Genomic DNA, 12,747 nt, shown 5'->3' with positions numbered 1-12,747 from the left:
TTTTTTTTGTCCTAATCAATCTGGGCGTTTGATATCGGATATTTACATAAGTCTAAATAGAATTAGACAGAACAGCATGCTCTTCAACATAAATTCACTTAGTCTGTCTATGTTGTAACAAAGTCAGCAAATTCATCTCACTTTGCCCTGTTAAATTAAGCAAATTAAACAGGAACAATAAATAGGGATAATCATGTTACAGGTTTTTTTAGTATTTCTTACCGCAGTGACTTTCGTTCTCATGGCAGCCGATCCACGCCCAACTGATTCAACTGAGGCCAAGTCAGCTTGGACTAAACAACTCAAGACATCTGAAACCCCAAAGGTTGCAGATGCTTCGGCTAAAGATAAAACAACTGTAGAGGAAGATGATTCCGAACAGGTCTAGCCGTTAAAACGCATGGATAAATCAACAGCTCTTACATCTTTGGTCAATACGCCCATCGAAATGTAGTCAACCCCTGTGCTGGCAACTTCACGTAGGTTCTCAATGGTGATATTGCCTGATGCTTCCAGTTTGCAACGTCCCGCAACGTGTTTCACGGCATCAATCATTTGCTGTTGGCTAAAATTATCCAGCATTACAATATCGGCACCTGCTTCCAGTGCCTGATTCAGTTCATCCCAAGTTTCAACCTCAACTTCAACAGCTTTTCCTGGGGCAATCTCATGGGCTTTGGCAATGGCCTGAGCAATTCCACCTGCTGCCATAATATGGTTTTCCTTGATCAGGAATGCATCAAACAAACCTAAACGGTGGTTCTGTCCGCCACCGATACCAACCGCATATTTTTGCGCAATACGCAGGCCTGGTAAGGTTTTACGAGTATCTAATAGTTTGGTATGTAAACCATCCAGTTGTTTTACATAACTTGCGGTTTTGGTTGCCACCGCAGACAGGGTTTGGATGAAGTTCAATGCAGGGCGTTCTACTGTCAAAAGACTACGGGCAGAACCAGCAAGCTTTAAAAAGGCTTCATTGGCTGCAACCACTTCACCCTCTTGTTTTAACCAAGTGACTTGAACGGTATTGTCATAAGCCTGAATCAATGCATTGACCCAGGGCTGTCCTGCCAACACCATCTCTTCACGGCTAATAATGGTCGCAGTGGCCTGTTCATCTGCTGGTGTGAGCAGGGCCGTGATATCGCCGTCCCCAATATCTTCCTGTAATGCTTGCTGAATATTGATTTGAATAGATTGTTCAAGCAAAGATTGTGGGATGCTCATACGATTTCCAGTAGATGTTGACCAAAAAACTTGGGGCTTATCTTAGCATTGTCCTCGTAAAAAATAAGTATTTGATCTCGATTATTCACGATAAAGCATGTCAGAATGTGGAGGATAAATATTAAATTGCTGATTCGGGTCACAATGCAACAATCTAGATTTGCTCAAGTCCAAGATGGAATCCTACAAGGCGCAACACAGATTGCATCCCCCAATTTTAATGCCCGTCCTATTGATGCCGAAATTCAGTTGATTGTGATCCACAACATTAGCCTGCCACCGTCCCAGTTTGGCGGAGGCTATATCCAGCAGTTTTTTCAGAATCAACTGGATTGGTCGATCCATCCTTATTTTCAGACCATTGAAGGGATGCAGGTATCCGCACATTTGCTGATCTTGCGTACGGGAGAGGTCATCCAGTTCGTCAACTTTAATGAACGTTCATGGCATGCAGGACGTTCTAGTTATCTCGCTCAAAAAGAATGTAATGACTATTCGATTGGCATCGAATTAGAAGGCAGTGATGACTTGCCTTTTGAGTCAGAACAATATCAATCACTTGTAAACGTGGTGAAAATACTGCGCCAGGCCTATCCAAAAATTCAGAACCATATTGCAGGGCACTCAGATATTGCACCAAAACGTAAGACCGACCCAGGGTTGTATTTTGACTGGCAATTGTTCCGTCAGTTGTTATCTGAAAAAACATCAACTGATTTATGATTTCACAACGAAATCTATTTTAACTTTCATTACAATAACGCTTTTTAAAGATAAGCCGTAGGTGAGTGCGATGGCATTGTGGCGATCGACTGTAATTGTCAGTGCAATGACGATGTTATCCCGAATTTTGGGTTTGGTACGCGATGTGGTGCTGCTCAATGTGTTTGGTGCAGGTAAGGACTTTGATACCTTTGTCGTTGCCTTTCGTATTCCCAACTTTTTTCGGCGGCTGTTTGCGGAAGGGGCTTTTTCCCAGGCCTTTATTCCAGTCCTGACAGAATATAAAACCAGCCGTGCTCATGCCGAAGTTCAGATCCTGATTAGCCGTGTCTTTGGTTGTCTACTCACCGCAATGACCTTGCTGACCTTTGTGGCGATGGTTGCCGCGCCTGCAATTATTTATCTGTATGCGCCTGGTTTCCACAACGATCCTGAGAAATTTGACCTTGCGGTTGATATGTTCCGCCTAACCATTCCATATCTGATGTTTATGTCATTGACAGCATTTGCCAGCAGTATCCTGAACAGTTATGGTTCATTTGCCTCACCCGCATTTTCACCTGTATTGCTGAATGTGGCAATGATTGCAGGGGCGTGGTGGTTAACGCCATATATGGCTGAACCGATTATGGCGCTGGGCTGGGCAGTGGTGGCTGCAGGTATTTTGCAACTTGCCATCCAGATTCCTGAATTATGGAAAAAGAATCTACTGATTCCACCCAAGGTTGATTTTAAACATGAGGGTGTCGACCGTATTTTAAAGTTGATGCTACCAGCATTGTTTGGTGTTTCAGTTACACAGATCAACCTATTGCTGAATACCATCTGGGCATCATTTATGCAGGATGGTTCGGTTTCCTGGCTCTATAGCGCAGAACGGATGACTGAACTGCCTTTGGGCTTAATTGGTGTGGCAATCGGTACAGTGATTCTGCCATCACTTTCGGCCCGCCATGCTGAACAGGACCAAGCCAAATTCAGGAGTATGATTGACTGGGCAGCCAGGATCATTGTGTTGGTGGGCATTCCTGCAAGTATTGCCTTATTTATGCTGTCTACGCCGATTATTCAGGCATTGTTCCAACGCGGTGAATTTACCGTGGAAGATACCCATATGACCGCGTTGGCGTTGCAGTGTATGAGTGCTGGTGTGATTTCTTTTATGTTGATTAAGGTGTTTGCTCCTGGCTTCTATGCTCAGCAAGATACCAAGACTCCTGTCCGTGTGGGTTTAATGGCGGTTGCGGCGAATGCCATTTTAAACGTGGTGTTTATCGGTTTCTTTAAGCTGATTGACTGGCATGCAGAACATATGGCTTTGGCGCTGGCTTCTTCAGGTTCTGCCTTGGTCAATGCAGGTATGCTGTATTTCTATTTACACAAACGCAATATCTATCGCTTTGGAACTCACTGGAAGAAACTGGCAGTGCAATTTACCATTGCCAACCTGACCATGATTGCTGCGCTTTGGTATGCACTGACTTGGTATCAGGGCGATATTTCACAGTGGTTACGGATTGCTGAAGTGGTTGGGCTGTGTGTCGTTGGGGTAGTGGCCTATGCCGTAGGATTATTGGCAACTGGGTTCCGCCCAAGACATTTAAGAGCCTAATAGCTCTCTAAAAAACTAAACCCTCCATCAGGAGGGTTTTTACTATTTAACTTCAAGTAATTCAATATCAAAAATCAGGGTACTGTTGGGTCCGATTGCATCACCTGCACCAACATCGCCATAGGCCAAATTGGCTGGAATAAAGAAACGGCTTTTACCGCCCTCTTTCATGGTTTGCACACCCTCAGTCCAACCAGCAATCACTTGGTTCAGTTTAAACTCAATTGGATGGTTGCGGGCAATTGAGCTGTCAAACACAGTGCCATCCAGTAAACGACCTTCGTAATTCACCTTAACTGTAGAGGTTGCCTTTGGAGATTTTCCTTTGCCTTCCTGCAAAATTTGGTACTGCAAGCCTGACTTGGTGGTTATGATGCCTGTCTTTTGAGCATTTTCAGCGAGGAATGTTTTACCAGCAAGTTCATTTTTCTGGCCAACTTCCTGAAACTCAATCAGCTGTTTTGCCTCTAAACGTTTTTTATATTGGTTGAGTACTTTCGCCATGTCTTCATCAGTCAAAGATGCGACTTTTCCTTGAACAGCTTCCTGTACTCCCTGAACAAAAGTTTCAATATTCAGGTCTTTTAGGGTTTCGGCATTGCCTTTCCCCATTAAATAACCGTAACTATAGCCCAGTTGATCTTTTTGTGGGCTTTTTAGCGTAATTGGGGCAGCGTGGACTGTAGCAAAAGTTGAAGCTATTAAAATAAGGCTTAATTTTTTCATTATTTCTTCCAAAATAAAGGAGAGCACATGCTCTCCCTATTAATCAGTTATTTTACGGCAATGAGTTCTACATCAAAGATTAAGGTACTATTTGGTGGAATAGAACCAGGTACACCCTGAGCACCGTAACCCAGGTTTGCTGGGATATAGAGTGTGGCTTTACCACCCTCTTTCATAAACTGTAGACCTTCGGTCCAGCCTGGAATGACTTGATTCAATGGGAATTCAATGGGCTCACCACGATCGTAGGAGCTGTCAAAGACCTTGCCATCAGTGAGCTGTCCCTTATAGTGAACTTTCACCACAGAAGTGGCGGTAGGCTGTTTGCCCGTACCTTCTGTAATGATTTTATACTGCAAACCTGAAGCAGTGGTTTTAACGCCGTCTTTTTTAGCATTTTCAGTGAGGAATGAATTACCTGTTGCCTCTGCTTTCTTTGTTTCGTTCAGTTGCTTTTGTTGTAATTCTTTTTGGAACTCCATATACGCAGCTTGTAATTCCTCTTCAGTATAGGCAGCAGGCTTTTGTGCATGCGCATCACGGAAACCTGTAATAAATGCACCTGTTTCCAATTCAGGCGGAGTCTGCTTTGCAACTTCATAACCGAGCGCATAACTGATTTTTGCAACAGGTGCCGCATTTTTATCTGCTTTGGTGCCTAGCTCAGTCGCTGGGTGTTGAGTTGCATAATAAATTGGAACAAGGGCTGCACCAGCTAAAACGACTGCAACCACAACAGGTAAAGCTTTACTCATGAGATGTCCGAAGTAAGATTTTAATAAAAAACATGGTCATGATCTTAGCATGTCTAAGCTTAAGCATTGAATAACTCAGCTAAAAAATGCGTGTATTTTTTATATAGTTTATGTGTTTATCGATAAAAAGCCAGACTTTGAGATCTGGCTTTTTGAGATGATTATTGTGATGGATTTTTAATCATCTTTATTTGCTTTGTAAGCATATGAATAATTGTATCCATACCCGTAACCAGCACCAGCACGTTGAATATCATTCAAAATAAAGCCGTTTACTTTCACGCCAGCTTGTTCAAAGCGGTTGACAGTCAGTTCAAGTTCTTTCATTTGCGTCTTGGCATAACGTGCCACTACCAAATTCACACCCGCATATTGTGAAATAATAATCCCATCGGTGACTGCAAGAACTGGTGGGGTATCAATCAGAATATGGTCAAATTGGCTCGACAAGTGCGTGAGCATATCTGCAAATTTTTGCGTACTTAACAACTCTGACGGATTAGCAGGGCTTTTACCACGACTGATGAAGCTTAAATTTTCAACTTCAGTACTGCGCACAATATTGCCTAACTCGTGTTGACCATTCAGGTATTCGGTTAAGCCAGGCTTAGGGTCGTAATTAAAGTATTTGTGCATATAACCACGACGTAAATCGGCGTCAATCAATAATACGCGCTTATCACTTTGCGCCAAAATGGTCGCTAAGTTGGTCGAAATAAAAGATTTACCCAACTCTGGTGCAGGGCCAGAAATCATAATGATATTGTTTTTGGCACTGCTTAAGGCAAAGTGAATGGTAGTACGCATGCTACGTAGGCTTTCAATGGCAATATCATCACTATTTTTCACCGCAAGAATTGGAATATTCTTTTTCTTTTTCAGAATGTTAATACGGCTTTCTTGCACAGGTGAACGTGGTACAGTGGCATAAACAGGTAAATCAAGTTCATTTTCAATTTGATTCGAGTCTTTAATACCTGAGCGCAACATATTACGCAGTAAGGCCAATAATGTGCCCAAGAAGCCACCTACAAAAATAGCAAGTACTAATGTGATGAGCTTTTTAGGTTTAATTGGTTTTACAGGTTCAATTGCAGTATCAATAATGCGTACATTACCAATTTCACCTGCTTTGGCAATTTTGAGTTGTCGGTAGCTATTCAATAACGCAGTGTATAACTCAGTATTTACCTTAACATCGCGGTACAGTTGTAAGTACAGTCGCTGGGTTTCAGGTAAACGCTTAATGGATTGAGTCATTTCCGAAGTTTTTTTGTTAATTTCAGAAAGTTGAGCGTTAATTGCTGACATTAATGGGTGGTCAGGCGTATATTTTGAAGAGAGTTCTGCTTGTTGCTGTTGTAGTTGGATTTTTAATTTTTCCAGTTCAACATTCTGTTTTAGCATTAACTCCGCTTCTTGTGTTACATCAATTGTGTTGTATTGTTCTCGGAAACGGTTAAATTTAATTTCAGAGTCTTCGAGTTGTTGTTTTAACTCAGGCAGTTGCTTTTCAAGGAAGCTCAATGTTTGAGCCGATTCCAGTGATTTACGTTCAATATTTTGTGCTTGGTAAATATTTAAGATGTGGTTAAGTACTTGGGTGATATGTTCTTTATCTTCACCATTGTAGTTAAGACCAATCACACCAGAGTTTTTACCTCTTTCTGCTACGCTGTAATCTTTTTTAATCCATTGTACGGCTGAAGGCATAGATAATTTAGTAACTGAAAAATCATGCGAGATAGGGTTTTTCGCATAAATTTGAATTTTCCATAAACCTTTCTGATCTAGGCTTTGATTGACCGCATTTAACTTGCCTTTAAACACTACATCTTTTTTATAAGACAGGCTAAACTCTTGTCCATTGATAAAGTTTAGTGTGAGTTTTTTATCTAGATAAAAATTAGGCACATCAAAAGATTGAATAACAAATACATTTTTTTTATCTTGCCAAGTCACAACATTATTTTTATAGATAACTTTACTTTGAATTGTGTTGAGCAAACGATACGTCAAGCTACTTTGTTCATCGGTGATACGAATATCTAGCTTTAAGTCTTGTATGGTTTGTCCGAGCACTTTGCGCGAGTTTAAGATTTCAATTTCCGCATCTGCAGCTGACTTTCCACCCACTCCTCCAGGTAGTGCGCTTCCTAAATCCCCTAAAAGAGCTGCGGCACCAGCACCTTTAGCGTCCTCAACCTGAATCATAGCATCCGTTGAGTAGACATTTGGCGTTACTTTTAAGTAAAGCAGAGCAAAAACGAGGCTAAGGAGTGTACATAGAGCAATGAGCTTCCATTGCGACAGCAAAGAAAAGAATAATTCTTTTAAGTCAATGGTATCGTCTTGAGGTGTGCTATTCGAATTCATGAAATAAAACTGCTAAAAATTAAAAATGGGATTGCCAGTCAGAAACGTATTTTTGAATGTTGCGACAAGTTTCATCAAAAAAAGCTTGATCATGTTGATAAGGATCGGGCACATTTTGATTTTGCCAATGCCCCAAACGAAAAACCTTTCCTTTGGCAAAAGACCAAGTTTGCTCAAGATGTTTTTTTTGATTATTACTCATGACTAAAATTAAATCTGATTTTTTAATCATTTCGGCAGTAATTTGTCTGGCAATGTGTGGACGCATATCAATATTCAGCTGATCCATACAGTGTATAGCTTTTGCATCTGCCGAATGCCCAGACATTGCAGAGAGACCTGCAGACTCAATATTTAAATTGGGATGATTGTTTTTTAGAAAATATTCAGCCATGGGGCTACGACATATATTTCCAATGCATACAACTAAAACATTTTGAATTTGCATGCTATTTACCTAACTGGTCAAATGTGTAAAGTGCACTCGAGAAAGGCACAATTTGATTCATGATACGTTGCCAGCGTGTAAGCCCCGTTGCATCGATATATACAATATCATTTTTTTGCATCTGAAATTGATTGGCTAAAGCTAAATTGCCTAAGCTGCTTAAGTTCAAATGATAAATTGTAGAGGTTTTAGTATTTAAATCTGTACGCATCACAAAAATACGTGCAGCACTTGCAGAATAAGGGTTAACACCTTCACTTTCACCCAATACATCACTTAAGGTCATGCCCTGATCACGTAAAGTCAGTGCCTGACTTTTGTTTGACTCCCCCATAACGTACAACTTTTGATTTTGTTTTGCATTTACAAAAATTGTGTCATTGGGTTGAATAAGTAGGTTGTGCAAAGACAACCCTTGCTTTTCTAATTCTACAGCATTTAAGTGATAGGTTTGTCCTTGTCGGATCAGTTGAATATTGGTGTTATCACCTGTTTCAGTATTTACGCCACCAGCTTGTCCCAAAGCTGTATAAATACTGATAGGTTGGTCATTTAATGTGTACTGACCGCTACGCATAACTTGACCGTTTACAAAATAGCGGCGTCCTTCGTATGAAAGAACCCGCACAACAACATCTGGGTGTTTTAAATAGCGCGAAAATTGTGAGCGTAAATATTGGTTGATTTCAGCCAGCGTTTTGCCAGCAACTTTGACTTGTCCAAGCAGAGGTAAATATACATTGCCATTTGGGTCAATTGGATAGCCAGCCGCCTTGATATTACTAATATCTTGGATAGGTGGCGTGATTTCGGGATAAGCCCAAAGCTGAATTGAAAGTACATCACCTGCGGTTAAACGGTAAATGTGTTGCTTATTGTTAAATAAATGATAAGTCGAGTTTGCACTCTGAATATTATTGAGTAAGTGGCTAGGTAAATTGTCCTGTGTTAGCTGAACGACCGTTAGTTGGGCGCCTTGGTCTGTTTTGTACGCACCTTGTGTAGGTAGGTCGTAAGTTTGTAAGCCAGAGGTCACAGCACAGCCAGTGGCAGCAATGCCACATGCCATTAAAACAGCCAGTTGAAAGTGTCGCACGCGAGATTCCATTTTTAATTTATTAAAATCTTTTAAATCAATTGCCGCCATTTTACCGAACTTGTCAAATAGGTACATAGCAATTTGTAATCATTTTGCAGATTCTGTCAAATTCTTTGCGAAAAAATGATAAAAACCGCATATTGTGAATTCAATCCAAATTAAAACAGTTGAATATTCATAAAACTATAGACTGTGATCACTTTCAAGTAATTTAAGCACAAATCATTATAGAAATTTCATAAATTTCTGCTAGTATTCCTGCCGAAAGATTCATTCTTCATAAAATACAGATATAAATTTAAAGGCGCTCAAATGCTACAGCTTTCAGACCTAAAAATTGCCATTATTGGTTTAGGCTATGTCGGGTTACCTCTAGCGGTTGAATTCGGTAAGCAGTTGCCTGTGGTGGGTTTTGATATTCAGCAAAAACGCATACAAGAATTACAAAGTGGGCATGATCATACCTTAGAAGTGTCGTCAGAAGAACTTAAACAAGCGACGCAATTGACTTATTCTGCTAATTTAGATGATCTACGCAGCTGCAATTTTTTTATTGTGACTGTCCCAACCCCCATTGATGAATTTAAACAACCTGATTTAACCCCACTTATTAAAGCGTCTACCAGTATTGGGAAAGTACTTAAAAAAGGCGATGTAGTGGTGTATGACTCTACGGTATACCCAGGTGCAACTGAAGAAGCCTGTATTCCAGTTTTGGAACAAGTGTCAGGCTTAAAATTCAATCAGGACTTTTTTGCAGGCTATAGCCCAGAACGGATTAATCCAGGCGATAAGCTGCACCGTGTGACCAATATTTTAAAAGTGACTTCGGGTTCTACCCCAGAGGTGGCAGATTTTGTTGATGCAGTTTATCAACTGATTGTGACTGCAGGTACGCATAAAGCACCGAGTATAAAAGTGGCTGAAGCCGCAAAGGTCATTGAAAATACCCAACGTGATGTGAATATTGCTTTAATTAATGAATTGGCCGTGATCTTTAATAAGTTGGGTATAGATACTGAAGCGGTGTTGAAGGCTGCGGGAACCAAGTGGAATTTTTTACCTTTCCGCCCTGGTTTGGTGGGTGGGCACTGTATAGGGGAAGACCCATATTATTTAACCCATAAAGCACAGTCTTTAGGCTTGCATCCAGAAATTATTTTAGCGGCACGGCGTTTAAATGACCGTATGGGTGAATATGTTGCAACACAATTGATTAAAGAGATGGTGAAGCAGCGTATACAAGTGGTGGGTTCAAAAATTTTAGTGATGGGTTTGAGTTTTAAAGAGAACTGTCCAGATATTCGCAATACTAAAATTGTAGATATGGTCAAAGCTTTAAAAGAATATGATTTAGATTTAGATATTTATGACCCGTGGGTGGATCCGTTAGACGCAGCAAAGGAATATGGTATAGACCCTGTTTCTAGTTTGGCGAACGCTAAATATGATGCCATTGTTTTAGCAGTTGCGCATAATCAATTTAAACGGATGTCTATAGATGAATTTAAAGCATTGGCTAAAGAAAAATATGTTTTATACGATTTAAAATATATTTTAAATCATACAGATGTAGATATTCGCTTATAAATAAAATGTATATTTCAATTAAAAGGGTTGTAGATGACCCAAGAATCAGAAACTCAATGTGGATGCTTGTAGAAAAAGCAATATCATTATTTGGGTTAATATTCATTATTTCTGCTGTTGCAAAATATACAGGTCCATCTATTTACGGCGAAATATCTTTAGCTGCTTCTATCTTTATTGTAATTAAAACAATTGCACAACTAGGCTTGGATCAAATTTTCTTTAAATATATTAGTCAAAAAAAACCATTTCATTTTTTATTCTTTAAATATGCTTCGCAATTAGTAAGTATTATTTATTTAATTCTCTCAGTTATAATAATTTTTATATCTTATTTTCATGCATCTCCTACTGGCTTTTATTTTATTTTAGCTACTTTTTTAGCTTATTATTTTAATTCAATTGACTTGCTCAATGCTTATTATGAAGGAATGCTTTTATCAAAGATCAATGTTTTTGCAAATGTGATTGGATTGTTAATTTCTTTAGTAATGAGGTGGGCCATTGTTGTATTGGAGGTGGACTATATTTATTTGTGTGTACCTATTGTCATGATGACCTTAGTTCCATTTCTCATTAAGGTTTTATTCTACTATAAGAAATACTTAGTAAGTAGCAGAATCGTTCTAAAAAAGACGGTTAAGAACAAGAGATATATGGTTTATTTCTTAGGAGCGGGTTTCCCTCTTATGCTTGCTGTGATTACAGCAACGGTGAATGGGCAAGCATCAAACTTTTTACTTGGATATCTAGAAAATACAGCAAGTGTAGGTATATTTTCGATAGCTTTTGTTTTAGCTGGTGCTTGGTGTATTGTGCCGACAACACTTATTATGAGTTATATGACATCTATATATAGTATTAATAACAATGATTACAGCACATATATAAAAACAAGCTCAAAAATTGCCAGAAACATTACACTAATGTCACTGTTCATTGTGTTTGTCTTATATGTCCTTTCGCCATATTTTATTGATTGGCTATATGGAAAAGAATTTTATCAATCGATTGAAATATTTCAATATCTAATATTCTTTCAACTTCTATGGGTAATCAACTTTCTATTTTCTAGAATTATTATTAAGTTTAATGGATTTCGGTTTTTAGCCATAAAGTCTATTATTCTTTGTTTTTTAAATATTATTATTTCTTACACTCTAATCAAGGAGAAAGGGGTGTTGGGTGCGGCATTTGCATTAATTATTGTAGAAGCACTTTCATTTATATCTAATTTTTTATTCAAACCTGCTAAGTTTTTAAATATCGTTTTCAAAATTGGTGTAACTAAATCGTGAAGAGCATAGAATTAACAATTTTTACACCCAGTTATAATCGGGCGCATACCTTACCTAGACTTTATGAAAGTTTAAAACAGCAATCTAATCAGAATTTCGAATGGTTGATTGTAGATGATGGCTCTTCTGATGATACAGAGTCGTTAGTTAAGCGTTTCATGAATGATGATGTTTTAAGTATTCGATATATAAAACAAGAAAATGCGGGTAAACAAGCAGCCTGGAACAATGCCGTGTTGAATGCCAGAGGAAAACTATTTTGTGGTGTCGACTCAGATGATGCATTAGCTAACTCACATAATGTTGAGGATATTTTCTCGAAATATGCAAATTTGTTAGATGATGAAAAAGTCATTGGTCTCAGATTTCTTGCCTATTCGAATGTTAAAAAAACATTTGACGGTAAAATGATATCAGAAGATATTGTTATGCAGTCGTATTTTGAAGAGTTCGCAGATGCGGGAAATTTTGGTGAAAGGATAGATGTATTCAAGACCCATATTTTAAAAAAGTACCTTTATCCTGTATCTGATGATATTAAATTTATTCCAGAAATTTGGTTTTATGTAAAAGTCTCAGCTGATGGTTATCAGTTTGTGTATGTTCCAGAAGCTTTACGTTTGTTTTTTGATGAAGCCACTGAAAATAGATTGAGTAGAAGCTCTCTTCTAAAGCATGCTAAAGGACACTATATCTCGCGTTCAGCAATGCTCAACTGCGTACCTGTAGCCGTATATTCAAAGAATATGTTCGCTTTAATAAAAACCATTATACGTTTTGGCCAATGTGCAAACTTTTTAAATATTAATTTTAAACAAAGAGTGAAAGATACAAACTTTATTTATGCCACATTGTCATATATTGCTAAATTTATAAAATCTGGGACATAA

At 38.8% G+C, this 12,747-nt stretch carries 12 protein-coding genes; 6 read left to right on the top strand and 6 right to left on the bottom strand.

Features of this window, described 5'->3' with window-relative positions:
• The first annotated feature begins 193 nt into the window (after positions 1-193).
• Positions 194-388, top strand: a complete 195-nt coding sequence (locus tag F973_RS00435) for an ABZJ_00068 family colistin stress protein (protein ID WP_004675344.1) — start codon at positions 194-196, stop codon at positions 386-388.
• Here F973_RS00435 and nadC read toward each other — a convergent pair.
• Complete coding sequence (gene nadC / locus F973_RS00430; protein ID WP_004675342.1) at positions 385-1,230, bottom strand: carboxylating nicotinate-nucleotide diphosphorylase; 846 nt, start codon at positions 1,228-1,230, stop codon at positions 385-387. The two genes, F973_RS00435 and nadC, sit on opposite strands and share 4 nt — an antisense overlap.
• Before the next feature lie 144 nt (positions 1,231-1,374).
• On the opposite strand from nadC, the gene ampD reads away from it, so the two are divergent.
• Entirely contained in the window at positions 1,375-1,953 is a 579-nt protein-coding gene (gene ampD / locus F973_RS00425) for a 1,6-anhydro-N-acetylmuramyl-L-alanine amidase AmpD (RefSeq protein ID WP_004758632.1), read from the top strand.
• A 61-nt stretch (positions 1,954-2,014) separates the two neighbouring features.
• On the top strand, positions 2,015-3,565 hold the full coding sequence (murJ, locus tag F973_RS00420) for a murein biosynthesis integral membrane protein MurJ (protein ID WP_171062278.1): 1,551 nt from the start codon (positions 2,015-2,017) through the stop codon (positions 3,563-3,565).
• Positions 3,566-3,607: 42 nt separating this feature from the next.
• On the opposite strand, the gene F973_RS00415 is transcribed toward murJ, so the two are convergent.
• The 5 genes from F973_RS00415 to F973_RS00395 form a co-directional block, all read right to left on the bottom strand.
• Complete coding sequence (locus F973_RS00415; RefSeq protein WP_010589301.1) at positions 3,608-4,291, bottom strand: BamJ family beta-barrel-assembly machinery protein; 684 nt, start codon at positions 4,289-4,291, stop codon at positions 3,608-3,610.
• Between the two features lie 47 nt (positions 4,292-4,338).
• Positions 4,339-5,046, bottom strand: coding sequence for a BamJ family beta-barrel-assembly machinery protein (locus F973_RS00410; RefSeq protein WP_004758628.1), 708 nt, complete (start codon positions 5,044-5,046; stop codon positions 4,339-4,341).
• Positions 5,047-5,223: 177 nt separating this feature from the next.
• Positions 5,224-7,422, bottom strand: a complete 2,199-nt coding sequence (locus F973_RS00405; RefSeq protein ID WP_004758625.1) for a polysaccharide biosynthesis tyrosine autokinase — start codon at positions 7,420-7,422, stop codon at positions 5,224-5,226.
• Positions 7,423-7,441: 19 nt separating this feature from the next.
• Positions 7,442-7,870, bottom strand: a complete 429-nt coding sequence (locus tag F973_RS00400) for a low molecular weight protein-tyrosine-phosphatase (RefSeq protein WP_004680161.1) — start codon at positions 7,868-7,870, stop codon at positions 7,442-7,444.
• Position 7,871: 1 nt separating this feature from the next.
• A complete protein-coding gene (locus F973_RS00395; RefSeq protein ID WP_414630949.1) occupies positions 7,872-8,939 on the bottom strand; it encodes a polysaccharide biosynthesis/export family protein in 1,068 nt (355 codons plus the stop codon).
• Between the two features lie 342 nt (positions 8,940-9,281).
• Between F973_RS00395 and tviB the strand changes: the two genes are divergently transcribed.
• The 3 genes from tviB to F973_RS00380 are packed head-to-tail and all read left to right on the top strand — an operon-like array spanning position 9,282 to position 12,747.
• The gene (tviB, locus tag F973_RS00390; RefSeq protein WP_004758623.1) at positions 9,282-10,559 is read left to right on the top strand and encodes a Vi polysaccharide biosynthesis UDP-N-acetylglucosamine C-6 dehydrogenase TviB; all 1,278 of its coding nucleotides are present in this window, start codon (positions 9,282-9,284) and stop codon (positions 10,557-10,559) included.
• A 5-nt stretch (positions 10,560-10,564) separates the two neighbouring features.
• Positions 10,565-11,857, top strand: a complete 1,293-nt coding sequence (locus F973_RS00385; RefSeq protein WP_004758622.1) for an oligosaccharide flippase family protein — start codon at positions 10,565-10,567, stop codon at positions 11,855-11,857.
• Positions 11,854-12,747: a glycosyltransferase family 2 protein gene (locus F973_RS00380; RefSeq protein ID WP_004758621.1), complete on the top strand. Its 894-nt coding sequence runs from the start codon at positions 11,854-11,856 to the stop codon at positions 12,745-12,747. Before F973_RS00385 ends, F973_RS00380 begins: the two co-directional genes overlap by 4 nt.

It is taken from the genome of Acinetobacter sp. CIP 102129, assembly GCF_000368305.1.
Classification (GTDB): domain Bacteria; phylum Pseudomonadota; class Gammaproteobacteria; order Pseudomonadales; family Moraxellaceae; genus Acinetobacter; species Acinetobacter parvus.
This window is presented reverse-complemented; position numbering and strand designations above follow the sequence as displayed.

Excerpts from the sequence above, each read along its gene's own strand:
- F973_RS00435 (WP_004675344.1), top strand. The coding sequence starts at position 194 with ATGTTACAGGTTTTTTTAGTATTTCTTACCGCAGTGACTTTCGTTCTC.
- nadC (WP_004675342.1), bottom strand. The coding sequence starts at position 1,230 with ATGAGCATCCCACAATCTTTGCTTGAACAATCTATTCAAATCAATATT.
- ampD (WP_004758632.1), top strand. The coding sequence starts at position 1,375 with ATGCAACAATCTAGATTTGCTCAAGTCCAAGATGGAATCCTACAAGGC.
- F973_RS00415 (WP_010589301.1), bottom strand. The coding sequence starts at position 4,291 with ATGAAAAAATTAAGCCTTATTTTAATAGCTTCAACTTTTGCTACAGTC.
- F973_RS00410 (WP_004758628.1), bottom strand. The coding sequence starts at position 5,046 with ATGAGTAAAGCTTTACCTGTTGTGGTTGCAGTCGTTTTAGCTGGTGCA.
- F973_RS00405 (WP_004758625.1), bottom strand. The coding sequence starts at position 7,422 with ATGAATTCGAATAGCACACCTCAAGACGATACCATTGACTTAAAAGAA.
- F973_RS00400 (WP_004680161.1), bottom strand. The coding sequence starts at position 7,870 with ATGCAAATTCAAAATGTTTTAGTTGTATGCATTGGAAATATATGTCGT.
- F973_RS00395 (WP_414630949.1), bottom strand. The coding sequence starts at position 8,939 with ATGGCATGTGGCATTGCTGCCACTGGCTGTGCTGTGACCTCTGGCTTA.
- tviB (WP_004758623.1), top strand. The coding sequence starts at position 9,282 with ATGCTACAGCTTTCAGACCTAAAAATTGCCATTATTGGTTTAGGCTAT.
- F973_RS00385 (WP_004758622.1), top strand. The coding sequence starts at position 10,565 with ATGTATATTTCAATTAAAAGGGTTGTAGATGACCCAAGAATCAGAAAC.